The organism is Amycolatopsis sp. NPDC003865 (genome assembly GCF_053605345.1).
This window is the reverse complement of the sequence record NZ_JBSGJA010000038.1, coordinates 44,154-67,485: the sequence shown is the minus strand read 5'-3', so window position 1 is coordinate 67,485 and position 23,332 is coordinate 44,154. Positions and strand designations below refer to the sequence as shown.

At 71.4% G+C, this 23,332-nt stretch carries 21 protein-coding genes and 1 rRNA gene; 16 read left to right on the top strand and 6 right to left on the bottom strand.

Annotated features, from left to right (window positions below):
- Positions 1-94 (top strand): 5S ribosomal RNA (gene rrf / locus ACWEVP_RS48270); the annotation flags it as partial.
- Between the two features lie 120 nt (positions 95-214).
- On the opposite strand, the gene ACWEVP_RS48265 is transcribed toward rrf, so the two are convergent.
- Positions 215-1,663, bottom strand: a complete 1,449-nt coding sequence (locus ACWEVP_RS48265) for a hypothetical protein (protein ID WP_452069347.1) — start codon at positions 1,661-1,663, stop codon at positions 215-217.
- Between the two features lie 30 nt (positions 1,664-1,693).
- On the opposite strand from ACWEVP_RS48265, the gene ACWEVP_RS48260 reads away from it, so the two are divergent.
- From ACWEVP_RS48260 to recN, 6 genes are all read left to right on the top strand, one after another.
- Positions 1,694-2,200, top strand: coding sequence for a tetratricopeptide repeat protein (locus ACWEVP_RS48260; protein WP_452069346.1), 507 nt, complete (start codon positions 1,694-1,696; stop codon positions 2,198-2,200).
- Entirely contained in the window at positions 2,193-3,158 is a 966-nt protein-coding gene (locus tag ACWEVP_RS48255; RefSeq protein WP_452069345.1) for an HAD-IIA family hydrolase, read from the top strand. The genes ACWEVP_RS48260 and ACWEVP_RS48255 overlap by 8 nt, the downstream gene beginning before the upstream one ends.
- Before the next feature lie 17 nt (positions 3,159-3,175).
- The gene (locus ACWEVP_RS48250; protein ID WP_364464766.1) at positions 3,176-3,367 is read left to right on the top strand and encodes a hypothetical protein; all 192 of its coding nucleotides are present in this window, start codon (positions 3,176-3,178) and stop codon (positions 3,365-3,367) included.
- 5 nt (positions 3,368-3,372) lie between these two features.
- Positions 3,373-4,200, top strand: a complete 828-nt coding sequence (locus tag ACWEVP_RS48245; protein WP_452069344.1) for a TlyA family RNA methyltransferase — start codon at positions 3,373-3,375, stop codon at positions 4,198-4,200.
- The gene (locus ACWEVP_RS48240; RefSeq protein ID WP_452069343.1) at positions 4,197-5,123 is read left to right on the top strand and encodes an NAD kinase; all 927 of its coding nucleotides are present in this window, start codon (positions 4,197-4,199) and stop codon (positions 5,121-5,123) included. Before ACWEVP_RS48245 ends, ACWEVP_RS48240 begins: the two co-directional genes overlap by 4 nt.
- A 90-nt stretch (positions 5,124-5,213) precedes the next feature.
- A complete protein-coding gene (gene recN, locus ACWEVP_RS48235; RefSeq protein WP_452069342.1) occupies positions 5,214-6,995 on the top strand; it encodes a DNA repair protein RecN in 1,782 nt (593 codons plus the stop codon).
- Between the two features lie 15 nt (positions 6,996-7,010).
- Here recN and ACWEVP_RS48230 read toward each other — a convergent pair whose 3' ends face one another.
- Positions 7,011-7,457: a MarR family winged helix-turn-helix transcriptional regulator gene (locus tag ACWEVP_RS48230; protein WP_452069341.1), complete on the bottom strand. Its 447-nt coding sequence runs from the start codon at positions 7,455-7,457 to the stop codon at positions 7,011-7,013.
- A gap of 66 nt (positions 7,458-7,523) precedes the next feature.
- Between ACWEVP_RS48230 and ACWEVP_RS48225 the strand changes: the two genes are divergently transcribed.
- The 4 genes from ACWEVP_RS48225 (at position 7,524) to ACWEVP_RS48210 (ending at position 11,902) form a co-directional block, all read left to right on the top strand.
- Positions 7,524-8,510, top strand: a complete 987-nt coding sequence (locus tag ACWEVP_RS48225; protein WP_452069340.1) for a zinc-binding alcohol dehydrogenase family protein — start codon at positions 7,524-7,526, stop codon at positions 8,508-8,510.
- Positions 8,507-9,682 (top strand): DUF1266 domain-containing protein, encoded by a 1,176-nt coding sequence (locus ACWEVP_RS48220; RefSeq protein ID WP_452069339.1) that lies wholly within the window; start codon positions 8,507-8,509, stop codon positions 9,680-9,682. The genes ACWEVP_RS48225 and ACWEVP_RS48220 overlap by 4 nt, the downstream gene beginning before the upstream one ends.
- Positions 9,683-9,770: 88 nt before the next feature.
- On the top strand, positions 9,771-10,955 hold the full coding sequence (gene steA / locus ACWEVP_RS48215) for a putative cytokinetic ring protein SteA (protein ID WP_452069338.1): 1,185 nt from the start codon (positions 9,771-9,773) through the stop codon (positions 10,953-10,955).
- On the top strand, positions 10,952-11,902 hold the full coding sequence (locus ACWEVP_RS48210) for a copper transporter (protein WP_452069337.1): 951 nt from the start codon (positions 10,952-10,954) through the stop codon (positions 11,900-11,902). Before steA ends, ACWEVP_RS48210 begins: the two co-directional genes overlap by 4 nt.
- 57 nt (positions 11,903-11,959) lie before the next feature.
- On the opposite strand, the gene ACWEVP_RS48205 is transcribed toward ACWEVP_RS48210, so the two are convergent.
- The 4 genes from ACWEVP_RS48205 to ACWEVP_RS48190 form a co-directional block, all read right to left on the bottom strand.
- Positions 11,960-13,636, bottom strand: a complete 1,677-nt coding sequence (locus tag ACWEVP_RS48205; RefSeq protein ID WP_452069336.1) for a glycosyl hydrolase family 18 protein — start codon at positions 13,634-13,636, stop codon at positions 11,960-11,962.
- Positions 13,637-13,823: 187 nt separating this feature from the next.
- Positions 13,824-15,089 (bottom strand): alginate lyase family protein, encoded by a 1,266-nt coding sequence (locus tag ACWEVP_RS48200; protein ID WP_452069335.1) that lies wholly within the window; start codon positions 15,087-15,089, stop codon positions 13,824-13,826.
- 91 nt (positions 15,090-15,180) lie between these two features.
- On the bottom strand, positions 15,181-15,888 hold the full coding sequence (locus ACWEVP_RS48195; protein ID WP_452069334.1) for an aspartate/glutamate racemase family protein: 708 nt from the start codon (positions 15,886-15,888) through the stop codon (positions 15,181-15,183).
- Positions 15,885-17,303, bottom strand: a complete 1,419-nt coding sequence (locus ACWEVP_RS48190; protein WP_452069333.1) for an NCS1 family nucleobase:cation symporter-1 — start codon at positions 17,301-17,303, stop codon at positions 15,885-15,887. The genes ACWEVP_RS48195 and ACWEVP_RS48190 overlap by 4 nt, the downstream gene beginning before the upstream one ends.
- 149 nt (positions 17,304-17,452) lie before the next feature.
- Between ACWEVP_RS48190 and ACWEVP_RS48185 the strand changes: the two genes are divergently transcribed.
- The 5 genes from ACWEVP_RS48185 to ACWEVP_RS48165 all read left to right on the top strand — a co-directional run bounded on the left by ACWEVP_RS48185 (position 17,453) and on the right by ACWEVP_RS48165 (position 23,328).
- Complete coding sequence (locus tag ACWEVP_RS48185; protein ID WP_452069332.1) at positions 17,453-18,133, top strand: GntR family transcriptional regulator; 681 nt, start codon at positions 17,453-17,455, stop codon at positions 18,131-18,133.
- Between the two features lie 185 nt (positions 18,134-18,318).
- Complete coding sequence (locus tag ACWEVP_RS48180; RefSeq protein WP_452069331.1) at positions 18,319-19,512, top strand: S53 family peptidase; 1,194 nt, start codon at positions 18,319-18,321, stop codon at positions 19,510-19,512.
- Positions 19,513-19,748: 236 nt separating this feature from the next.
- Complete coding sequence (locus tag ACWEVP_RS48175; RefSeq protein ID WP_452069330.1) at positions 19,749-20,909, top strand: acyltransferase; 1,161 nt, start codon at positions 19,749-19,751, stop codon at positions 20,907-20,909.
- A 92-nt stretch (positions 20,910-21,001) separates the two neighbouring features.
- Positions 21,002-22,702, top strand: coding sequence for a CTP synthase (locus ACWEVP_RS48170; protein ID WP_452069329.1), 1,701 nt, complete (start codon positions 21,002-21,004; stop codon positions 22,700-22,702).
- Positions 22,699-23,328 carry an NUDIX domain-containing protein gene (locus ACWEVP_RS48165; RefSeq protein ID WP_452069328.1) on the top strand — a complete coding sequence of 210 codons (630 nt, stop codon included), beginning with the start codon at positions 22,699-22,701 and terminating at the stop codon, positions 23,326-23,328. The genes ACWEVP_RS48170 and ACWEVP_RS48165 overlap by 4 nt, the downstream gene beginning before the upstream one ends.
- Positions 23,329-23,332: the final 4 nt, after the last annotated feature.

The following is a 23,332-nucleotide window of genomic DNA, read 5'->3' as shown; positions in this document are numbered from 1 at the left end:
AACGCCCGGTCCCATTCCGAACCCGGAAGCTAAGCCTGACAGCGCCGATGGTACTGCAACCGAAGGGTTGTGGGAGAGTAGGACACCGCCGAACTTACCTTCCGTACGGCCCGTTAGGATAGCCAGTTGGCTGCCCTAGCGGGCCGTACGCGTATGTCCGGAACAAGATTTTTCCACGGCAGGAGGCCAGGTGTCCGAGTTCGGTCGACGAGACTCAGCGGATGATGGGTCCGGCCGGTCGGCACGCCGGGACGAAGGCTCCCGGGGTCGGTCGGACGGACCCCGGAAGAACCAGGGTGGCGCGCGGCAGGACCGCGGCGGCCGCGACGGCGGCTACCAGGGCCGGCCGCGCCGCGACGACCGCGGGGTCCGCGGCGGCGGCAAGCCCTTCCGCGGCGGCGACGGTCCCCGTGACCGCGACCAGCGCGGAGGGTACGCAGGTCAGGGCCGCGGCACGAGCGACCGCGACGACCGGCGCGGCGGCTTCCGCGACTCCGGCGGCCGTCCGGGCGGCAGCCGCTTTTCGGGCGGCCCGGGCCGCCCCGACCGCGACGCCGGCCGTTCCGGCGGACGCTACGAGAACACGGGCCGAGGCCAGGACGACCGCGGCGGCCGCCCCCAGGGCAAGTCCTCGTACGGAGACCGCAAGCCGCGCTGGGAGGACCGCAGCAGCGGCGGCTACCGCTCGGACGACCGCGGCAGCTACTCGCGCCGCGATGACGACCGGAACCGTGGCGGCTCGGACTCGCGCGGTGGTTACCAGCGTCGCGACGACGACCGCGGTCGTGGTTCGGACTCGCGCGGTGGTTACCAGCGCCGGGACGATGACCGCGGTCGTGGTTCGGACTCGCGCGGGAGTTATCAGCGCCGGGACGATGACCGCGGTCGTGGTTCGGATTCCCGTGGTGGTTACCAGCGCCGGGACGATGACCGGAACCGTGGCGGCTCGGACTCGCGTGGCAGTTATCAGCGCCACGACGATGACCGCGGTCGTGGTTCGGACTCCCGTGGCGGTTACCAGCGCCGGGACGATGACCGCGGTCGTGGTTCGGATTCCCGTGGTGGTTACCAGCGCCGGGACGATGACCGGAACCGTGGCGGCTCGGACTCGCGTGGCAGTTATCAGCGCCGCGACGATGACCGCAGCCGTGGTTCGGACTCCCGCGGTGGCTACCAGCGCCGCGACGATGACCGCGGCAGCCGGACCGGTGGCTTCAAGCGCGAAGATCGCGGGGGTTACCAGCGCCGGGACGACGATCGCGGTGGGTTCAAGCGGGACGACCGCGAAGGTGCGGGCCGCCGGGAGGACCGTGGCGGCTCCGAGTCGCGCGGTGGCTACCAGCGCCGCGACGATGACCGTGGCAGCCGGACCGGTGGCTTCAAGCGTGAAGACCGTGGCGGCTTCAAGCGCGACGACAACCGGCGCGACCGCCCCCGCCGCGACCCGCAGCCGCGCGTCGGCGGCCCGCTCGACGACGAGGCCCTCGCCAAGGAGCTCCTCGAAGCTCCCGAACTGCCCGAGGACATCGAATTCTCCGACCTCGACGAGGACGCCCGCCGCGAGCTGCGGACTCTGCCCAAGGGCCTGGCCGAGACCGTCGGGAAGCACCTCGTCGCCGCCGGGGGCCTGATCGACTCCGATCCCGAGGCCGCGCTCGAGCACGCCAAGTACGCCAAGGCCAAGGCCTCGCGCGTGCCGATCGTGCGGGAGGCGCTCGGCCTCGTCGCCTACCACGCCGGCAACTGGTCGGAAGCCCTCTCCGAACTGCGGGCCGTCCGGCGGATGACCCGCAGCGATGACCACATCGCCATTATCGCCGACGCCGAACGCGCCCTGGGCCGGCCCGAACGCGCCCTCGACCTCGCGAAGGAAGCCGACACCGCGAGCCTGAACAAGGCCACGCAGGTCGAGCTCGCCATCGTCGCCGCCGGGGCGCGGCGGGACCTCGGGCAGCTCGACGCCGCCGTCGTCTCGCTGCAGGGTGACGACCTCAAGGCCGACAAGCGCGACCCGTGGAGCGCTCGCCTCTTCTACGCCTACGCCGACAACCTCGCCGCCGCCGGCCGCAAGGACGAGGCCGTCCGGTGGTTCCTCAACGCCGCCGAGGCCGACGCCGAAGACGAGACCGACGCCGCCGAGCGCGCCGCCGACCTGGCCAACGAAGAGAAGACCGAGGAGAAGAACGACTCGGATGAGTGACGCCCTGCTCGCGGCCTACGACGCGGTCCTGTTCGACCTCGACGGCACCGTCTACCACGGCACCCGGGTGATCCCTGGCGCCCCGGAGACGGTGCGGGCGGCGCGCGAGCACGGCACACCCGTCCGCTTCGTCACGAACAACGCGTCCAAGGCCCCGGCCGAGGTCGTCGACCACCTCACCGGCCTCGGCGTGCCCGCCGACGCCGGCGAGGTGCACACCAGCGCCCAAGCCGGGGTGCAGCTGCTCGGAGAACGGCTCGAGCCCGGCGCCGAGGTCCTCGTCGTCGGCACCGAGTCGCTGGCCGCCGAAGTGACGCAGGCGGGGCTCAAGCCGGTGCGGGAGAACGCCCCGAGCGTCCAGGCCGTCGTCCAGGGCCACTCGCCCGACAACACCTGGGCCGCGCTGGCCGAAGCCTGCCTCGCCATCCGCGCCGGCGCGCTCTGGGTGGCCTGCAACGTCGACGCCACGCTCCCCAGCGAGCGCGGGCTGCTGCCCGGCAACGGCTCGATGGTCGCCGCGCTGCGGACCGCCACCGACGTCGAACCGCTCGTCGCCGGCAAGCCGGAGCCGCTGCTGTTCGAGACCGCCGCGCGGTCCGCGGGTGCCGGCAAGCCTCTCGTCGTCGGTGACCGGCTGGACACCGACATCGCCGGCGCGGTCGCCGCGGGCATCGACTCCCTCGTCGTCCTGTCCGGCGTCGCGACGCCGGAACAGCTGATCGAGGCCGGCCCGGCCGAGCGCGGCACCTACCTCGCGAAGGACCTCACAGCGCTCACCGAGCGGGCCGAAGACCTGAAGATCGGTCCTCGCCCGGGCTGGACCGTGACCGTCGAGAACCAGACCTTGACGGCGAAGGGCGACGGCGACGCCCTGGACCTCCTGCGGGCGCTCTGCCACGTGGCCTGGGAGACCGGCGTCACCGAACTCGGCGAGGACGCGAAGGCCCGGCTGCGCTGACTGCTACCGTTCGTAACGTGCATCCCTACCCCGTCCCGGGCCCGCCGCCCGGTTCGTTCTCGCAGCAGACCGACCCGCGGGCCGGCATCGACGAAGCCGTCGCCGGGCTGGACGACCTCGACGCCCTGCCGCTCGCGGAGCACGTCGAGCGGTTCGACGCCGTGCACACCGAGCTGACGGTCGCCCTCTCCAGCATCGACAAGGTCTGACCACGGTGCCCAAGCGGGCGCGCCTCGACGCGGAACTGGTTCGGCGCGGCCTCGCCCGGTCGCGCGAGCAGGCCTCGGCCCTCATCACCGGCGGCAAGGTCACCGTGCGCGGCATGGTGGCCAGCAAGCCCGCCACCGGCGTGGAGTCCGACGCGCCCATCGTCGTCAAGGACGAGGACGACCCCGGCTGGGCCTCCCGCGGCGCGCACAAGCTGCTGGGTGCCCTCGAAGCGTTCGACGGTCTCAGCGTCGAAGGCAAGCGCTGCCTCGACGCCGGCGCGTCCACCGGCGGCTTCACCGACGTCCTGCTCCGCCGCGGCGCCGCGACCGTGATCGCCGCCGACGTGGGCCGCGGCCTGCTCGACTGGCGGATCCGCACCGACGAACGTGTAGTGGTCATGGACCGCACCAACGTTCGCAACCTCTCTCCCGAGGACCTCGGCGGCCAGGTCGACGTCGTCGTCGGGGACCTCTCGTTCATCTCGCTCAAGCTCGTGCTGCCCGCGCTCGCGGCCTGCGCGCGCGACGGCGCCGACCTCGTGCCGATGGTCAAGCCCCAGTTCGAAGTGGGCAAGGACCGGCTCGGCAGCGGCGGGGTCGTCCGCGACCCGCAGCTGCGCGCCGAATCGGTGCTCACCGTCATCGGCGAAGCCGCGAAGCTCGGGCTCGCGCTGCGCGGCGTCACCGCGAGCCCGCTGCCCGGGCCGTCGGGGAACGTCGAGTACTTCGTCTGGCTGAAGAAAGAACACGTGGCCGAGTCCACTGTGGACGAGGTAGACAGGTCTGAGGCCGAGCGGCTCGTCCGAACCGCCGTCGAGGAAGGGCCCGCATGACCACCGAACGTGAAGTGCTCCTCATGGTGCACCCCGACCGCGAAGCGACGGGCGAAGCGGCGCGCGAGGTTTCCGCGCGCTTCGCCAAGGCCGGCATCCGGATCCGGGTGATCGAGCACGACGTCTGCGCGCTGATCAACCCCGACGAGCACGGCGTCGGCGCGACCTGCACCGTCGTGGACCCCGACGACAACCCCGCCGAGGGGGTCGAGCTCGTCTTCGTCCTCGGCGGCGACGGCACGCTGCTGCGCGCGGCCGAGCTGGCCCGCCCGGCGGGGGTGCCGGTGCTCGGGGTGAACCTCGGGCGCGTCGGCTTCCTCGCCGAGGCCGACTCCGACGCGCTGGCCGACACCGTGCAGCGCGTCGTCGACGGCGACTACCAGGTCGAAGACCGGATGACCATCGACGTCACCGTCACCCACGACGGCGAAGAGGTCGCCCGCGCGTGGGCCCTCAACGAGGCCAGCGTCGAGAAGAGCACCCGCGAGCGCGTCCTGGACGCGCTGATCGAGGTCGACGGCCGGCCCGTGTCCGCCTTCGGCTGCGACGGTGTGCTGTGCGCCACACCGACCGGTTCGACGGCGTACGCGTTCTCGGCGGGTGGCCCGATCATCTGGCCGGACGTGCAGGCGTTGCTGGTCGTGCCGAGCAACGCGCACGCGATGTTCTCCCGGCCGCTGGTCGTCTCGCGGGACTCGGTGATCACCGTCGGGATCGACCCGGACGGCTCGCCGGCGGTCCTGACCTGCGACGGCGGGCGGCTCATCGACCTGCCGCCGGGTGCCCGCGTGCGCGTGACCTGCGGCAAGACGCCGGTGCGGCTGGTCCGCCTGTGGGACGGGCCGTTCACCGACCGCCTGGTGCAGAAGTTCTCGCTGCCGGTGAAGAGCTGGCGCGAGCGCCACGCCCGCCCCTGCGAATAGGGACCGCTCGGCGATCCATTCGAACATATCGGCGACTCGCCGGGTGCCCGCGCGCGCAGAGTGTCGGTGGGGGCCGCTACCGTAGGCGGCGTGCTGGCCGAGATGCGCATCCAGGGCCTCGGAGTCATCGAGGACGCCCTGCTGGAACTGCACGCGGGCTTCACCGTCGTGACCGGTGAGACGGGTGCCGGTAAGACCATGGTCGTCACCGGGCTGCACCTGCTCTCCGGGGGCCGGGCCGAGGTGTCCAAGGTCCGGACGGGGATGCTCAAGGCGTTCGTGGAAGGGCGGTTCACCTATTCCGGGGTCGAAGGCGCCGAGCGGATCGTCACCGAGTCGGGTGCCGACGTCGACGAGGACGGCAGCGTCATCGCGCTGCGGGCCGTCGCCGTCGACGGGCGTTCGCGCGCCCACCTGGGCGGCCGGTCGGTGCCGGTCGGCGTGCTCGCGGAGCTGTCCGAACAGCTGATCGCGGTGCACGGGCAGAACGACCAGCTGCGGCTGCTGCGCCCGAGCGAGCAGCGCGAGGTGATCGACCGGTTCGCCGGCGACGCGGTGGGGAAGCCGCTGCGCGCGTACCGGGAGGTCCGGTCCGAGTGGCTGGCGGTGATCGCGGAGCTGACCGAGCGGTCGACGCGCTCGCGGGAGATGGCCCAGCAGGCCGACCTGCTCAAGCACGGCCTGACCGAGATCGACGCCGTCGCGCCGGAGCCGGGCGAGGACGTCGAGCTCACCGCGCAGATCAAGCGGCTCGCGGCCGCGGACGAGCTGCGCGCGGCCGCGACCGAGGCGCACCTCGCGCTGTCGGGCTCGCCGGACGGCGACCCGGACGCCCCGAGCGCCATGGGCATGGTTTCCGAAGCACTGCGACGGCTGTCGACGTCCGAAGACGCCGTGTTGCGCGAGCTGGCGCCGCGGCTGGAGGAGGCGTCGACGCTGCTGACCGACGTCGGTGCCGAGCTGGGCAGCTACGTCGAGACGCTGGACGCCGACCCGGCGCTGCTGGAGAAGGTCCTCGCCCGTCAGGCCGACCTCAAGCGGCTGACCCGCAAGTACGCGGCGGACGTCGACGGCGTGCTCGCCTGGGCCGACGACGCCCGGCGCCGTCTCGAGTCGATGGACACGTCGGAGGAGGCGCTCGCCGAGCTGGCGCTGCGGCGCGACCAGCTCGCGGTGCAGCTCGCCGCGCACGCGGTCGAGGTGTCGGCCGCCCGGGAGAAGGCCGCGGCCGAGCTGGCGGACGAGATCACGCGCGAGCTGTCCGGGCTGGCGATGGGCCAGGCGGCGATCGAGGTGACGGTCGAGCAGCGCCCGGCCGAGCACGGCGACACGCACGCGCTGACCCTCGACGGCCGCGCGGTGCACGCGGGCCCGGACGGCGTCGACGACGTCGAGCTGCTGCTGCGCGCCCACGACGGCGCGCCGCCGCTGCCGGTGCACAAGGCCGCTTCCGGCGGTGAGCTGTCGCGGGTCATGCTGGCGATCGAGGTGGTGCTGGCCCACGCGGACACCGTCCAGACGCTGGTGTTCGACGAGGTCGACGCCGGGGTGGGCGGCCGCGCGGCGGTCGAGATCGGCCGCCGGCTGGCCCGGCTGGCCCGGACCCACCAGGTCCTGGTGGTCACGCACCTGCCGCAGGTCGCCGCGTTCGCCGACCAGCACCTGGTGGTGGACAAGGGCCACAGCGGCGGGGTGACCCGCAGCGGGGTGAAGAACCTCAGCCAGACCGAGCGGGTGAACGAGCTGGCGCGGATGCTCGCCGGGATGGACGACACGGAGACGGGCCGGGCGCACGCGGAGGAGCTGCTCGCGACGGCGGAGAAGGCCAAGTCCGAACCGGCTCCGAAGCCCAAGCGGAGTAAGAAGAAGTAGCGGCCGCGGCCGGGCTCAGCGGTCCTCGAGGTCCGCGGTGATCGCGCCGAACACCTCCGCGAGCACCTGCGCCTGCGCCCGGCTGACGTGGCCGGCGAAATGGCGCTCGACCCCGCGCAGGTGCGTCGGCCACGCCGCCTCCAACGCGGCCAGCCCGGCCGGCGTCAGCACCACCAGCGTCGACCGGCGGTTCGCCGGGTCCACCTCGCGGCGCGCGTAGCCGTCCCGCTCCAGGCCGTCCACCACCCGGGTCAGGCCGCTCGCGCTGTGGACCAGCGCCTCCGCCAGCTCCTTCATGTGCAGCCGCCGGTCCGGGGCCTCCGACAGCTGGACCAGCGCGTCGTACGTCCGGTGCGTCATCCCGTGCCCGGCCCGCAGCTCCGCGTCCAGCACCCGCAGCAACAGTGCCGACGAGCGCAGGAAACCCCGCCAGGCCGCGTCGTGGTCGGAGGAGAGGCTCATACCGGGAATACTACGCGCGCGGACAGTTGTTGTGCGGACTGTTCGCATGCGAAGAAAGGACCCAGGATGCGCGCGGTGGTACTCCGGGAACCCGGTCCCGTCGAAAACCTCGAACTCACCGAGCTTCCACTACCCGAGGTGAAACCGGGCTGGGTGCGGATCGCCGTCAAGGCGTTCGGGCTCAACCGCTCCGAGCTGCACACCCGGCTCGGGCTGGCCGAAGGCGTCACGTTCCCGCGCGTGCCCGGGATCGAGGCCGTCGGGATCGTCGACGCCGGCGGGGGTTTCGAGCCCGGGCAGCAGGTCGCCACCATGATGGGCGGGATGGGCCGGACCTTCGACGGCGGTTACGCCGAATACACCGTCGTGCCGGAGAGCCAGGTCATCCCGTTCCGGAGCGACCTGCCGTGGGAGGTTCTCGGCCAGGTCCCCGAGACGCTGCAGACCGCGTACGGCTCGCTCACCACCGGGCTCGACCTCAAGGCGGGCCAGGCGCTGCTGATCCGCGGCGGTACGTCCGCGCTCGGGTTCGCCACCGCGACCCTCGCCAAGGACCTCGGCGCCACGGTCTTCGCGACCACTCGCCGGCCGGAACGGCTCGGCATCCTGCGCGACCACGGCGTCGACCACCCGCTCCTCGACGACGGCGACATCGCCGCGCAGGTCCGGAAGATCGCGCCCGGAGGCGTCGACGCCGCCCTCGAACTCGTCGGGACACCCACCCTGCCGGACACCCTGAACGCCACTCGCGTGCACGGCACCGTCTGCTTCGCCGGCATGTTGTCCAACCAGTGGACGATCTCGAATTTTTATCCGATCGGATACCTTCCCGCAGGGGTGCGGTTGACCGCTTATGGTGGTGAGGCGGACGACCTGCCCGCCTCCGTCCTCCAGCGCCACCTCGACCGGATCGCCGCCGGCGAAGCGAGCCTCGGCCTGGCCACGGTGTACGCGATGGACGAGATCCGGCAGGCGCACGACGACTTGGAGCACAACCGGACGGCGGGCAAGCTCGTCGTGCTGACCGGCCGAGCGGAGGGAGCCGCCCCGTGATCCTGCCGCCGCCCGCCGACGTCGAAGCCCAGCTGGCCGCCGCCCGCCGCGACGGCGACCTGGACCGCTACCTCGGCCTGCTCGCCGGGGAGGAGCTCTTCGTCCCGATCCGGCGGGTGGACGCCCACAGCATCCTCGACGAGCGGGCGGAGACGTTCCCCAACGTCTACTTCGAGACCGGTGGCGACGAGTTCCTGCAGGTCTTCACCCGCGGCGCGCTGCCCGACCTCGGCCCGGACGTCGTCGCCATGAGCGGGGCGCTGGACTGGGCGGTCGACGGCGTCGGGCGCCACGAGCGGGTCGTGTTCAACCGCGGCACCCGCGGCGAGTGGCGGCTGCCCGGCGCGACCCTGCAGCCGTGGCTCGACGCGCACCACGACGACGTCGTCCCGCTGGAAGAGCAGGTCGAGCGGCTGATCACCGCGCCGTACGGGCACCTCGAGGGGCCGATCGCGCACGCGCTGGCCTGCGGGGCGCACCTGGCCGTGCTCAACGCGGCGCCGTGGAACGTCCTCGACGCGCGCCGCCACGACTACGTCGCCGAAGTGCGCGGCCTGCGGGACTGGTGGGGCGTGCCGGACCCGCCGGCCTGGCGCGCGACGATGGCCGACCTGATCGGCGACGGCTACGCGCTGACGCCGGGCAACCTCGTGCTCATGCTGCGCCTGCGGTTCGCCGCCGAGTACGGGCTGACCAGCGGCGAGTTCGACCCGCTGACGTGGGCGGAGCTGGTGGACCGGTGGTGCGCGGAGAACGACGCCGCCGACCAGGCCGACGAACTGCGGCACACCGTCCGCCGGGTGTCGCGCTGCGAACAGCGCTTCCGGGCCGACGGCCTGGTCGACGCGGACGGCTTCGTCACGACGGCGCTCGCGTGGGACGTCGGCCGCGCGGTCAACATCGCGCGGTGGGGCCTGGCGGCCGGGTACTGCGACGCGCTGACCGCCGAGCTGATGGTGCTCGAAGCGGGATCGCTGGCGCGTCGTTACCACCAGTCATGGGCCGACCTGTCGGCCGGGTACCTCATGGGCCGCGTGCTGCACGCCGAGGACGACGAGTTCGGCGAGTGGTACCCGGCGGCCGTGCGGGTCCACCACCAGCTCCTTCAGGACCCGGGCAGCCCCTGGGTGAACCTCGATTTCGGCTCGTTGTCGGAGGAGTCCGACGCCTGACCCGTGCGGGGGAGGTCACCACAACGGGTCACCCCGGCTTCGGCGTGGCGAGCATCGTCCCACGAGCAAATTTGTCACCATCGGCCACATGAAGCTCACCGGCTTGCTCACGCGGAACCAAGAACCCCTTCCGGGGATCACCGGCGTCGCCCGCGTGGACCGCCGGACCCGGGAGCTGCTGCGCCGGATCAGTCCCGGCGACATCGTCGTGCTCGACCAGCTGGACCTCGACCGCCAGACGGCCGACGCCCTGGTCGAGGCGGAGGTCGCCGGCGTGGTCAACGCGTCGCCGTCGATCTCCGGCCGGTTCCCGAACCTGGGCCCAGAGATCCTCATCGGCGCCGGCATCCCGCTGGTCGACTCGGTCGGCGGCGAGCTGCTGCGCTCGATCAAGGACGGCACGAAGCTGCGGCTGCACGACGGCGTCGTGTACGTCGGCGAGCGCCAGGTCGCCTCCGGGATCGAGCAGACCGCCGACAGCGTCGCGGACCAGATGATCGAGGCCAAGGCCGGGATGTCGACGCAGCTGGAGGCGTTCTCGGCCAACACCATCGAGTTCCTGCGCCGCGAGCGCACGCTGATCCTCGACGGCGTCGGCGTGCCGGAGCTGAAGGCCGCCATCCGCGACCGGCACGTGCTGGTCGTCGCCGGCGGCAACGGCCACGCCGAGGACCTCAAGAAACTCAAGAAGTACATCGCCGAGCACCGGCCGGTCATGGTCGGCGTCGACGCCGGCGCGGACACGCTGCGCGTGCAGGGGTACAAGCCGGACGTCGTCGTCGGCGACCCCACCGGCATCGGCACCGCCACCCTGCGCGGCGGCGGCGAGGTCGTGGTGCCCGCGCAGCCGGATGGGCACGCGCCCGGTGTCGAGCGGATCCAGGACCTCGGCATCGGCGCGGTGACCTTCCCGGCCTCCGGCAACGCCGAAGACCTCGCGCTGCTGCTGGCCGACGCGCACGGCGCGAGCCTCGTCGTCACGGTCGGGTTCCAGGCCACGCTGCGCGAATTCCTCGACCACGGCCGGTCCGGGTCGAACCCGTCGACGTTCCTGACCCGGCTGAAGCTCGGCACGAAGCTCGTCGACGGCAAGGCGGTGGCGACGCTGCACCGCAGCCGCGTCTCGATCGGCGCGGTCGTGCTGCTCGTGCTCGCCGCGGTCGTGGTGGTCGCCGCGGCCCTGCTGGTGTCCGACGTCGGCACGGTCTACCTGGACTGGCTGAAGGGCACCTGGAACTCGTTCGCCGCCTGGGTCAAGGGATTGTTCACGTGATTTCGCTTCGCTACCACGTCGTTTCCATCGCCGCCTGCTTCCTCGCGCTCGCTGTCGGGGTCGTGCTCGGCTCGACGGCGCTGAACGGCACGCTGTTGTCGGGGCTCGCGGGGGAGAAGAAGGACCTCGGCAGCCAGGTCTCCGACCTGGAGGCGCAGCGCAACGCGCTCAACGCGCGGCTGGCCGACGCCGACGCGTTCGCCGGTTCGATGGGGCCGAAGGTCGTCGCGGGAACGCTGGACAAGCGGTCGGTGGTGCTCGTGACCACCGAAGACGCGCGTCCGGCCGACCGGGACGCGCTGAAGCAGCTGATCGGCCAGGCCGGCGCGGCGGTGACCGGGGAAGTGCAGCTGACGTCCGCGTTCGCCGACCCGGAGAAGGCCGACCAGCTGCGCGACGTCGTCACGCGGCTGCAGCCCGCCGGCTCGAAGTTCCCGACCGCGGGCGACTCCGGCACGCTCGCCGGCGCGTTGCTCGGTTCGGTGCTGCTGCTGGACAAGACCACGGCGAAGCCGCAGTCCTCGGGCGAGGAGCTGGCGGCCGCGATCGGCGGGCTCACCGACGGCGGGTTCGTCAAGGCGGGCGGGGACGTCAAGCCGGGGCAGCTGGCGATCGTGCTGACCGGCGCCCAGGCGACCGGCGACGGCGCGGGCGACCGCGCGGCGACGATCGCCCGGTTCGCCACGCAGCTCGACCGCTCCGGTGCAGGCACGGTCCTGGCGGGCGACGCCGGTTCCGCGGATGGCACCGGTGCGCTGGGCGTGGTCCGCGCGGACACGTCGGCGACGTCGATTCTGTCCACTGTGGACAACGTGGACAGCTCGGCCGGACGGGTCAGCACCATCCTGGCGCTGAAGGAACAGCTCGACGGCGCCGCCGGGCGCTACGGCATCGCGGGCAACGCGACGGCCCCCGCCCCCGGTGTGGGCGCCCCCAACGGCAACTGATGTCTTGAATGACTCGTTCAGGACCTTCGTGGTCCCGAACGAGTCATTCAAGGCGTCTCAGCCGGCCAGCCACAGAGCCGGGACGTTCGGCGGTTCCCAGCCCACCAGCGAGGTGTGGGCTTGGCGGCACGAGTACGTGACGCCGTTGTAGGTCACCTTCGCGCCCACCGCGTACGCCGTGTCCGGTGCCCACGCGGGGATCGACGGCGGTGTGGTGGTCGTCGTTGGCGGAGTGGTCGGCGTGGTCGGGGTCGTGGAAGTGGTCGTCGTCGGGGGAGTCGTGGTCGGCGGCGCCGAGCAGTTCGGCGTCGAGGCCGCCAGACCGTCGACCACCGCGTGGAACAGCGTCGAACCCGGATCCAGGTCGTAGAGCGAGAACATCATCGCGCCGCCCAGACCCGTGCAGTGGATGTAGTCCGTGCGCGCCCGGACCGACTGCGCCGACGAGCCGCCGTAGAAGTTCGTCCCGTCGTAGAACCAGGCCGACTGCGTGACCGGGTCCCAGTACGTGTCCGCCGGGTTGTCGACGACACCGGACAGTTCCTTGTACATCGCGACGCCGGGTACGTTGCCGCTCAACGCGTGCCCGGGCGACGGGCCCGAAGCCGGCTGGTACAGGCCGTGGTTCGCCCCGGCGGGCACCCCGGTCCAGCCGCGGTAGTAGAACGGGATGCCCAGCGTCAGCTTGCCCGCCGGGAAGCCGCCCGCGATGCCGTACGCGCTGTTGCCGTGCAGGTAGTCCTTCACGACCGAATCGATCGTGTACTTCTCGGTGCCCGGCGGGATCGTGCCGGACGGGTCGCCCGGTGACGAGTACAGCGGGTCCTGGAAGTTCGTCGGGCCGGTCGCGTCCCACGCGCCGTGCATGTCGTAGGTCATCGCGTTGCCGAAGTCCAGGTACTGCCCGATCCGGTCGGTCTGCAGCTTCGCGATCTTGTCCTGGCCGCCGGGCAACGCGGCCGAGAGCGCGTAGTGCTTGCCGCCCAACGCGTCCAGCTCGGTGCGGAACTCGGCGAGCAACGCCGTGTAGTTCGCGGTGTCGGCGGCGCTGTAGTGGTTGCCGACGTGCCCGGTCGGCGAACCCGGGTACTCCCAGTCGATGTCGACGCCGTCGAAGATGCCCGCCGCGGTGCCCGGACCGCCGTAGCCGCCCGACGCGGGGATGTTGCCCTTGATGAACATGTCCAGGCACGAGCCGACGAACTTCTTGCGGGAGGCGTCGGTCGCGGCGGCGTCGGAGAAGTACTTCGAGTACGTCCAGCCGCCGATCGACAGCAGCACCTTGAGGTTCGGGTGCTTGGCCTTGAGCTCCTGCAGCTGGTGGAAGTTGCCGGCGATCGGCTGGTTCCAGGTGTCGGCGGTGCCGTCGACGCTGATGTCCGAGCCGAACGTCTTCTGGTAGTCGGCGAACTGGTCTTCGGCGCCGTCCCCGGCGTTCGGATCGGTTTCCCCGCCGGGATCCGGCGTCGTCGCCTTCGTGGCTTCGAAGCAGGTCAGGTTCGCGGGATCGATGTTCTCGAAGTCGTAGAGCAGGTAGTCGAGGTTGCCGGCGATGGCATCGACGTTCTTCGGGTAGTAGGCGTTCTGGTAGATGCTCCACTGGTCGTAGTAGGCGATGCGGACCCCGCCGGAGGTCGCGGCGGCCGCGCCCGGCGCGGCCGGGCCGGCGACGGTCAGCCCGCCGATGACGACGGCGGCGGCCGCGGCGGCGACCAGGGCGAATCTTCGCTGCATGGGCGTCTCCTCGCGCAGGCGGACGGCCCTCTCCCGGCCGCGGCGGCGCGGGAGAGGGCGTACGCGATGGCTGCTTCACGAGCGGGTCCGGTCCCGTTCACGAATGTGCGCGCGCGGACACCGAGTGTCAATGCTTTGGACTAGACCAATCTGGGAATCGGTGCGCTATGCGGTGTTGTGTCCGGATTTACTTGAGCGGCGGGTCCAGCGGGAAGCACGAGACGCGCGCCGGCCACGTGTCGCCGCCGGCCGGCAGCGGCATCTGCTTCAGCGCGGCCGCCGCGTCGGAGTCGTGGGCCTCTTCGGCCGCGGCGTGGAAGATGTCGGCCGCGATCGACTGGTCGAACACGCCGATCTGCTGGTGCGGCCAGGCTTCCGCGCCGTGCAGGGCACCCGGGATCAGCTGGTCGACGACCTTCCGCAGCGTCACGCCGTTCGGCGCCCGGTACTTCCAGACGTCGACGCCGAGGTTCTTCCCGACCTCCGCCAGCCGGCCCCACGCGGTGAGGTTGAAGTTGACGTAGTGCCACGACATCGTGCGCGAGAGTTCGAGGGGCTGGCTGCCGTCGGCGGCGAACTGCACCGGGAACCGGGTCTTCTCGGCATCGAGGACGATCTTCCGGGCGGCGTCGCGGTGGCCCAGGTACGCGGAGATCGTCGCGTTCTGCATGTCGAGGAACGTGCCGTGGTTGTTGGTGGCGGCCAGTTCCAGCTTCGCCTGCGGGCTGGTCTGCATCCAGGTCAGATACTGCGTCAGCCACGCTTCGACGCCGGACCGGTCCTTGCCGGTCCAGCCCGGCGCGCCGCCGTCGAGCAGCGCGAACGCGTCCATCAGCTGGCTGAACGACTGGGTCGAGTCGATGATCCCGGTGCCGCTGATCGTGGTCTTGCACGGGATGATCTGCGAGTAGGTCATGTTCGGGTTCATCTTGGTGGCCGGATCGAGGAACCAGGTCCGGATGTCCAGGGCCGCCCGCTTCGCGTACTTCGCGTCGCCGGTGTAGTACCAGGCCAGCGAGAGGTAGTACATCGCGTCCCACGCCCACATCCGGTAGGTGTGGTCGGTGATCGCGTCGGCCTCCGGGTTGCGCTGGCCGTCCTTGCTGACGTACGGGCAGCCCTGCGGGTTCTCCGGCGTCTTCGGCTGGCTCGCCCACCAGTAGGGCGCCTGGCTCGTGTAGTCGTGCTTGTCGCCGCTGGGCGGCGCGGACGGCTTGTCCATGACCGACCACGGCCCGGCCGTCAGCGCGGTGTCCGCCTTGGCCAGCACGGCTTTCAGGGCGTCTTGCTGGGCCTTGCTCGCGTGGCCGGTGCGGATCGCCTGCTTGATCTTCGCGAGCTTGGCGCCGTCGGTGACGATCGTGCGCGGTGGCGACGCGGCCACCGCCGTCCCGCTGATCGGGACCAGGAGCACGCTGACCGAAACCGCCAGCGCGCCGAGAACTCTGCGCACGTCGACCGCCTTCCGGGGACGTCGAAATCCCCACGTCGTCACCGGGCGGCGGTACGGCTGCAGGGATTCTGGCGTCCTGGTGCGGCGGGTGTCAATCGGGCCAGGTGCGGCGTTTGGCCAGCGGCCGCGCGTACGAACCCGCCCGGCTCGTCTTCAGCCCCAGTGCCACCAGGGATTCCGCGAGCCGGACCGCCGCCGCGACGCCGTCGATGACCGGGATGTCCAGCATCGTCGCGATCTTGCGGTCCAGCCCGGTCATCCCGGCGCAGCCGAGCACCAGCACCTCCGCCCCGGCGTCCCGCGCGCGGCGGCCCGCGGTGAGCAACGCCGATTCGGTGCGCCGCTCGTCGGTCAGCTCCAGCACGCCGAGCCCGGCGCCGGTGACGGTGACGCAGTTCTGCGCCACCCCGGCGGCGTGCAGGCTGTCCTCGATCAGCCCGCACGTCCGGTCCAATGTGGTCACGACGCCGTAGCGGCGGCCGAGCAGGCAGGCCAGGTGCGCGGCGGCCTCGGTGATGTCGACGACCGGGACGTCCAGCAGTTCGCGGGCGCCTTCGCGGCCGTGCTCGCCGAACCCGGCGAGCACGACGGCGTCGAACGGTTCTTCCAGGCCCCGCAACAGATCCAGCACCGCCGCGGCGGACAGGAAGCTGTCCAGCCAGCCCTCGGCCGACTCCGGGCCCCAGCGCGGGGTCCGGGCGAGGATCTCGGTGCCGGGGCTCGCGGCCGCGCGGGCCCCGGCTTCGATCTCCTTCGTCATCGCCTCGGTGGTGTTGCAGTTGGTGACGACGATCCTCATCGGTGCTTCCTCGAAACCGCGTAGTACAACGCTGCCGAGGACGCCGTGCCGATGAACCACGAGTACGGCGACGCCGGGGCGAAGAACGGCACCAGCGCGATCACCGCGGACAGCGCGGCGGTCGGGAAGAACGTCGCCAGGGCGCGCGGGTTCACCCGCGGGTACGCGCCGCCGTCGACGAACAGCTGGGCGACGTCGACCTTGCCGCGGCGGATCAGGTAGTAGTCGACGATCATGATCCCGAACAGCGGGCCCAGGAAGGCGCCGAGCCCGCCGAGGAAGTAGTTGACCACGGCCGGCGAGGAGTAGAGCTTCCACGGCAGCACGCACAGCGCGGCGACGGCGCTGATCATCCCGCCGACGGTGAAGGTGATCCGCTTCGGCCAGATGTTGGCCAGGTCGTAGGCGGGGGACACGAAGTTCGCGACGATGTTGACGCCCATCGTGGCGATGGCGAAGGTCAGCGCGCCGACGATGAGCACCGGCGTGTTGTGCACCTTGGCCAGCAGTTCGGCCGGGTCGGTGATGGCCTCGCCGAACACCTGCATGCTGCCCGCGGTGACGATCACCGACAGCAGCGCGAACGCCGTCGAGTTGATCGGCAGGCCCCAGAAGTTGCCGCGCTTGACCGTCTTCTGGTCCGGGGCGTTGCGGGAGAAGTCGCAGAAGTTCAGCATCAGCGTGCCGTACGTGGCCAGGATCAGCCCGGCCGCGCCGAACCACTGGCGGATCTGCTCGCCGGCCGAGAGCTGCTTCGGGCTGCTGGTCAGGGAAATGTGCCAGTTGCCGGCGGCCAGGATCCAGACGGCGAGTGCGATCATCACGACCCAGATCGCCGGGCCGCACCAGTCCTGGAACTTGCGCACCGACTCCATGCCGCGGGTGAGGATGAGCGCCTGGACCGCCCACAGCGCGACGAAGCAGATCCAGCCGAGCGCGTGCAGGCCGAGGAAACCGTGTTCGGTCCACGGTTTCAGGCCCGGGTCGATGGCGAGCACGAGCAGCGTGATGGCCACGCTCGCGAGGTAGGTCTGGATGCCGTACCAGAAGATCGCGATGATCGCGCGGATGAGCGCGGGCAGGTTGGCGCCGAACGTGCCGAAGCTGATCCGCGCGACGACCGGGAACGGCACTCCGGTGCGCTGGCCGATCCGGCCCATCAGGTTCATGCCGAAGTAGATGATCACGAAGCCGAACAGCAGGGCGGTGAACACCTGCCAGGCCGAGAGGCCGAGCACGAACAGCCCGGCGGCGAAGGTGTAGTTGCCGAGGTTGTGCACGTCGGACATCCACAGCGCGAAGATGTCGTAGACCTTCCAACGGCGTTCCTTCGCCGGGGCGAGGTCCTCGTTCCAGAGCCGGGGGTCCGGCGGGCTCGTCTCTTGCTGGGTTTCGGTGAGCGGGGCTGCGGTCATGCGGGCCTCCGGTCGACGTGCGGCGACGGCGATTTGGGATACCAAAATTTGGCATCCCAAATATCACCCCGAGGTTCGCCGCCGTCAACCCTCCGGCCGTTAAACTCGGGTTACAGAGGGTTGCGTGACCTTCTGTGAGAGGGGAGTCGGTGACCACGGCGAGCGAGCGGCAGCCCCTCGCGGCCACCCGGCAGCGGGTGCGCGACGAGCTGCGCGAACGGATCTTGACCGGCCGCCTCCGTCCGGGCGACCGGCTGGTCGAGCGCGAACTGGCCGAGGACCTCGGTGTCTCCAGGGTGCCCGTCCGCGAAGCGATCCGCAGCCTCGAAGCCGAAGGCTTCCTCGTCGAGCAGTCGGCACGCCGGATCGTCGTCCGGCAGCTCGCGCGCGTCGACGTCGAGGAGCTGTTCGACGTCCGGGAGGCCCTCGAGGGGCTCGCCGCCGGGCGCGCCGCCGAGCGGGCGGGCGCGGCGGAGCTGAAGCGGCTCGAGCGGGTGCTCTCCGACGCCGCCCGCGCGACCGCCCGCGGCGACGCCGCCCGGATCGCCGGCCTCAACTCGCGCTTCCACGACGAGATCGTCGCCATCGCCGGCAACGCGTTGCTCACCACGATGCTGCAGCCCCTGCAGGGCCGGCTCCGCTGGCTCACGAGCCAGAACGAGCACTGGGCCGAACTGCTCGACGAGCACCGCCGGCTCTTCGACGCGATCGCGTCGGGCGACGCCGAGCGGGCGCACGCCGAAGCCGTCGAGCACGTCCGGGTCAACCGCGAGGTGACGCTGAAGTCCCTTTTCGGCGAAGAGGACGCGGGAGAGCGTCCGGCGGGCTGACTGCTACCCGCAGTAGTGCCGCGGCGGAGTCCGGTTTGGCGGGGATTGCCGCCGCGCGCCCGGATTTTCCACCATTGGGAGCAACCGGTACCCGACTTTGGTCTGTGTCACCCGGCCGAACGGCTGCTTACTGTCTCCGCTCACCGGTCCTCACCGACCGGGTCCCCACCTCCCGGAGGTTCACTGTGCGTAGAGCGACAGTATTCGCCGCGGCCTTCACCCTGGCCCTGACCACCGCCGGCGTCGCCGAGGCGGCGCCCGCGCAGCACGGGCACGTCCAGCGCGTCTGCTCGGCCGCCCCGGCCGGGTACGCGGCCTGCAACGCCTGGATCGACACCGACCACGTCGCCGCCGCGGCGGCCGCGACGCCGTCCGGGCTCGGCCCGGCCGACCTGCTCTCCGCGTACAACCTCGGCTCGCTCGCCGGCAGTGCGGGCGCCGGCCGCACCATCGCGATCGTGGACGCCAACGACGACCCGACCGCCTTCGCCGACGTCAACGTCTACCGCGCGCAGTACGGCATCCCCGCGCTCGCCTCGTGCACGCCGTCGTCGATCGACGCGAGCACCACCCCCTGCTTCGCCAAGTCCGACCAGAACGGCGGCACGTCCTACCCGCGCAAGGACGGCGGCTGGGCCCAGGAGATCTCCCTCGACGTCGACATGGCCTCGGCGATCTGCCCGAAGTGCAACATCCTGCTCGTCGAGGCGAGCACGGCGAGCATGGCCAACCTCGGCACCGCGGTGAACACCGCCGTCCGGCTCGGCGCCGAGGTGGTCAGCAACTCCTACGGCGGCGGCGAGTACTCCGGCGAGACCACCGACGAGGGCAAGTACTTCAACCACCCCGGGGTCGCCATCACGGTCAGCTCCGGTGACTCCGGCTACGGCGTCGAGTTCCCGGCGGCGTCGCGCTACGTCACCGCGGTCGGCGGCACCAGCCTGAAGCGGGCGTCGACCACCCGAGGCTGGACCGAAACCGCGTGGAGCGGCGCGGGCAGCGGCTGCTCGGCCTACGTCGCCAAGCCCTCGTGGCAGACCGACAGCGGGTGCGCCCGGCGCACCGTCGCCGACGTCAGCGCCGTCGCCGACCCGGCCACCGGGGTGGCGGTTTACGACAGCACGGCCTACCAGGGCCGCAGCGGCTGGATGGTGTTCGGCGGCACGAGCGTCGCGGCGCCGGTGGTCGGCAGCGTGTACGCGCTCGGCGGCGTGAGCGGGGTCGCCGGCGCGAACACCGTGTACTCGCACACCTCGTCGCTCTACGACGTGAGCGGCGGCAGCAACGGCTCGTGCGGTGGCGGCTACCTGTGCACCGCCGTCGCCGGTTACGACGGCCCGACCGGGCTCGGCACCCCGAACGGGGCCGCCGCGTTCTGATGTGTTCCCCTCGAAGGGCCACCACGTGGGTGTCGTCACGCCCGGGTGGTGGCCCTTCACGCTGAGCACTAACATGATCACAGGATTCGCGCACCGTGAGCGGGAGTGGCATATCCGACAGCCCGGCGAGGGCCCGCCAACAGGCGCTTCCCAGTGCCTTCATGGGAAATTCACAGAATGGGTGGCAAGTCTGACAACGTGAACCACGCCGACGACGGTGCCGGAACGGCGGCACGATGACGACTGCCCAGGCCACTCTCGAAGCCCCCTCCCGGATCGCGAGACCGGGCGGGAAAGCGCCGTACCTGCACCAGATCGACCTGTTCCGGCTGGTCACGTTCGCCTGCGTGATCCTCATCCACGTGGTGGGCGCGACGAACTTCCCGCAGGACGCCGGCGCCAACGCCGTCGAGACGCCGCTGCACTTCACGCGGGAGGCGTTCTTCGCGCTCACCGGGTTCGTGCTGGTGTTCCAGAACCGCGGCCGCGAGCTCGCCCCCGGCGACTTCTGGCGCAAGCGGCTGCCGCTGGTCGCGACGCCGTACCTGGCCTGGTCGATGTTCTTCTGGGCGTTCTCGCTGGTGACCGGCACGCAGCAGCCGGACTCGCTCGAGGCGTCGATGCGCTTGCTGCTGAAGGATCTCCTGACCGGCGGTGCCTGGTACCACCTGTACTTCCTGCTCGTGACGATGCAGGTGTACCTGCTGTTCCCGTGGATCATGAAGCTGCTGCGGGCGACCGAGGGCAAGCACAAGTGGCTGCTGCTCGGCAGCGCCGTGCTGCAGGTCGGCGTCACGCTCTTCATGACGTACCAGCCGTTCGGCGTGAGCTACGAGACGATCACCCACCTGTACGCCACGGTCCTGCCGTACCAGTTCTACACACTGTTCGGCTGCGTGGTGGCCATGCACTTCGAGGCCGTGCACGCCTGGGTCGGCCGGCACCGGCTGCTGCTCGGCGGCCTGCTCGTCGCGGCGCTCGCCGGCACCGAGTGGATCTACCTCCACATCGTCCACAGTGGAACGCTCCCGCAGGTGGCCAGCGACCCGTTCCAGCCGTACCTGATCCCGTGGTGCGTCACCGTCATCGCCGCGATCTACGCGTTCGCGACCTGGTGGTCGGGTCGCCGCCGGGAGGGCAGCCGCGGCGCCCGCCTGGTGTCCTGGGCGGCGAACCGCTCGTTCAGCGTCTTCCTGGTCCACCCGCTGGCCCTGGCCCTGCTCGGCCCGGTGATCCCGGTCGTGGCGGACCACTTCGGCGCACCGTGGCTGAGCGTGATCATCTACCTCGCGACGATCGCGTCGACGGTCCTCATCGTCGAGGCCCTGCGCCGGCTGCCCGGCAGCCGCGCGCTCACCGGCCGGCCGCGGCTGCGTCCGGCGAAGGCCGCCGCCTGATCCGCCCCCCGAAAGGGTGGTCAGGAGCACAAAAGGTGGTTCGGGCATGTCACAGCGCGCGGATCCGCGGGCTTGGGATATGCTGGCGGCCCGTGGGACTTCAGTCACGGGCTACCAAGTACGTCTTTGTCACCGGAGGCGTCGCCTCCTCTCTGGGTAAGGGACTCACGGCTTCCAGCCTCGGTCAGCTCCTTACCGCGCGCGGGCTTCGCGTCACGATGCAGAAGCTCGATCCGTACCTCAACGTCGACCCCGGGACGATGAACCCGTTCCAGCACGGTGAGGTGTTCGTCACCGACGACGGCGCCGAGACCGACCTCGACATCGGGCACTACGAGCGCTTCCTCGACCGCGACCTCGACGGCAAGGCCAACGTCACGACCGGCCAAGTCTACTCCGAGGTGATCGCCAAGGAGCGCCGCGGCGAGTACCTCGGCGACACCGTGCAGGTCATCCCGCACATCACCGACGAGATCAAGGCCCGGATCACCGCCGCGGCCGAGCCCGACGAGGCCGGTCAGACGCCGGACGTCGTCATCACCGAGGTCGGCGGCACGGTCGGCGACATCGAGTCCCTGCCGTTCCTGGAGGCCTGCCGCCAGGTCCGCCACGACGTCGGCCGCGACCACTGCTTCTTCCTGCACGTCTCGCTGGTGCCGTACCTGGCGCCGTCGGGCGAGCTCAAGACGAAGCCGACCCAGCACTCGGTCGCCGCGCTGCGCAACATCGGCATCCAGCCCGACGCGCTGGTCTGCCGGGCCGACCGCGAGATCCCCGAGGACCTCAAGCGCAAGATCGGCCTGATGTGCGACGTCGACACCGAGGCCGTCATCGCCTGCCCGGACGCGCGGTCGATCTACGACATCCCGAAGGTGCTGCACGGCGAGGCGCTCGACGCCTACGTGGTCCGCCGCCTCGGGCTGCCGTTCCGCGACGTCGACTGGACGGTGTGGGGCGACCTGCTCGACCGGGTGCACAACCCGAACGAGGTCGTGCGGATCGCGGTCGTCGGCAAGTACATCGACCTGCCCGACGCCTACCTGTCGGTCACCGAGGCCCTGCGCGCGGGCGGGTTCGCCCACCGCGCCAAGGTCGAGATCGTCTGGGTCGCCTCCGACGACGCGCAGACCGCGTCCGGCGCCGCGTCCGTGCTGTCCGATGTGGACGGTGTGCTGATCCCGGGCGGGTTCGGCATCCGCGGCATCGAGGGCAAGGTCGGCGCGATCGAGTACGCCCGCACCCGCGGCGTGCCGCTGCTCGGCCTGTGCCTCGGCCTGCAGTGCATGGTCATCGAAGCCGCCCGGCACCTGGCCGGCATCAAGGACGCCGGCTCGTCGGAGTTCGACGAGAACACCACGCACCCGGTGATCTCGACCATGGCCGACCAGCGCGACGTCGTCGCGGGGGAGCGGGACATGGGCGGCACCATGCGCCTCGGCGCTTACCCGGCGAAGCTCAAGCCGGGTTCGCAGGTCGCGAAGGCGTACGGCACCACCGAGGTGTCCGAGCGCCACCGCCACCGCTACGAGGTCAACAACGCCTACCGCAAGCAGCTCTCGGACGCGGGCCTGGTCTTCTCCGGTACGTCGCCGGACGACCGCCTGGTCGAGTTCGTCGAGCTGCCCGCCGACAAGCACCCGTTCTTCGTCGGCACCCAGGCGCACCCCGAGCTGAAGAGCCGCCCGACCCGGCCGCACCCGCTGTTCAGCGCGTTCGTCAAGGCCGTCGTCGACCGCAAGGTCGCCGAGCGGCTGCCGGTCGAGCTGCCGGAGGCGCCGGTGGCGGCCCGATGACCGCGCCGGGCGAGCACGAGTTCAGCGTCGCCTCCAGCCGGGACGTCCACATCGGACGCGTCGTCGGCCTGCGGATCGACGACGTCGTGATGCCGGGCGGGGACACCGCGGTCCGCGAGGTGATCGAGCACCTCGGCGCGGTCGCGATCGTCGCGCTGGACGAGGAGGAGCAGGTCACGCTCATCCACCAGTACCGGCACCCGATCGGGCACCGGCTGTGGGAGCTGCCGGCGGGCCTGATCGACCACCTCGGCGAGGACCCGGTGGGCACGGCCAAGCGCGAGCTGGTCGAGGAGGTCGGGCTGGCGGCGGCGGACTGGGTGACCCTGGTCGACGTCGCGGCGTCGCCCGGCTTCACCGACGAGGTCGTCCGCGTCTTCCTGGCCCGCGGACTGTCCGATGTGGACCGTGAGGTGCTCGGCGAGGAGGAGGCGGACCTGGTCATCCGCAAGTTCCCGCTCGCCGAGGCGGTCCGGATGGCACTGGCGGGCGAGCTGCTGAACGGCGCGACGGTGTCCGGCGTGCTGGCCACGCACGCGGTGCTCACCGGCGCGGCCGCGGCCCGCCCGGCGGACGCCCCGTGGGAGGACCGCCCGACGGCGTTCGCCAAGCGCAAGCAGTCCTGAGGAA

Bases quoted from the DNA above. Each gene is read 5' to 3' on its own strand.
- ACWEVP_RS48255 (WP_452069345.1), top strand. From the start codon at position 2,193: ATGAGTGACGCCCTGCTCGCGGCCTACGACGCGGTCCTGTTCGACCTC.
- ACWEVP_RS48240 (WP_452069343.1), top strand. From the start codon at position 4,197: ATGACCACCGAACGTGAAGTGCTCCTCATGGTGCACCCCGACCGCGAA.
- ACWEVP_RS48230 (WP_452069341.1), bottom strand. From the start codon at position 7,457: ATGAGCCTCTCCTCCGACCACGACGCGGCCTGGCGGGGTTTCCTGCGC.
- ACWEVP_RS48225 (WP_452069340.1), top strand. From the start codon at position 7,524: ATGCGCGCGGTGGTACTCCGGGAACCCGGTCCCGTCGAAAACCTCGAA.
- steA (WP_452069338.1), top strand. From the start codon at position 9,771: ATGAAGCTCACCGGCTTGCTCACGCGGAACCAAGAACCCCTTCCGGGG.
- ACWEVP_RS48205 (WP_452069336.1), bottom strand. From the start codon at position 13,636: ATGCAGCGAAGATTCGCCCTGGTCGCCGCCGCGGCCGCCGCCGTCGTC.
- ACWEVP_RS48195 (WP_452069334.1), bottom strand. From the start codon at position 15,888: ATGAGGATCGTCGTCACCAACTGCAACACCACCGAGGCGATGACGAAG.
- ACWEVP_RS48190 (WP_452069333.1), bottom strand. From the start codon at position 17,303: ATGACCGCAGCCCCGCTCACCGAAACCCAGCAAGAGACGAGCCCGCCG.
- ACWEVP_RS48175 (WP_452069330.1), top strand. From the start codon at position 19,749: ATGACGACTGCCCAGGCCACTCTCGAAGCCCCCTCCCGGATCGCGAGA.
- ACWEVP_RS48165 (WP_452069328.1), top strand. From the start codon at position 22,699: ATGACCGCGCCGGGCGAGCACGAGTTCAGCGTCGCCTCCAGCCGGGAC.